Annotated in this window: 1 protein-coding gene; it reads right to left on the bottom strand. The window is 59.8% G+C overall.

The features are described from left to right. On the bottom strand, positions 1–572 hold a 572-nt coding region (locus tag ABMC89_RS18985; protein WP_349570799.1), incomplete at both ends, for a TRAP transporter substrate-binding protein.

The following is a 572-nucleotide window of genomic DNA, read 5'->3' as shown; positions in this document are numbered from 1 at the left end:
TCTCAAGCAGTTCGGTGCCGATGGTTGGCTCGAAGCGCTCGTAAACCGGCCCGACCTTGGCACGGAATGCGGCGACATCATCGATATCGTTGATCTCCATGCCTTTCTCCTGCAGGGCGGCAACCACATCGGCCTCTGCTGCCGCTACGGCCTGACGCTGTGCTGCAATCGCAGCCTCGCCCGCATCCATCACCGCCTGCTGCACGTCTTCTGGCAGTCGCTCAAGGCTGCGCTCCGACATCAGCAGATGGATCGCGGAATAGGTGTGCCGGGTAAAGCTGAGGAACTTGGTCACATCGGCGTAGTTGTTGGAATTGACAACAGAAGTGGGGATTTCCAGACCGTCGACCGTGCCCTGTTGCATGGCGGTGAACACTTCACCCCAGGCCATCGGAACCGGGCTGCCGCCAAGCGACGAGAACATCTCGATGAAGACCGGGTTCTGCATGGTGCGGTATTTGACACCTTCGACATCCTCGGGCGTCCGCACGGGCCGTGTGTTGTTGATCATGTTACGAAACCCGCCTTCTGCGGCACCCAGAGAGACGACCCCATAGTCGCGCAGATTGGCA

Source organism: Sulfitobacter sp. HNIBRBA3233 (assembly GCF_040149665.1).
Taxonomy (GTDB): Bacteria; Pseudomonadota; Alphaproteobacteria; order Rhodobacterales; family Rhodobacteraceae; genus Sulfitobacter; species Sulfitobacter marinivivus.
Note: the sequence above shows the minus strand (reverse complement) of the source record. Positions and strands in the feature narration are given on the sequence as shown.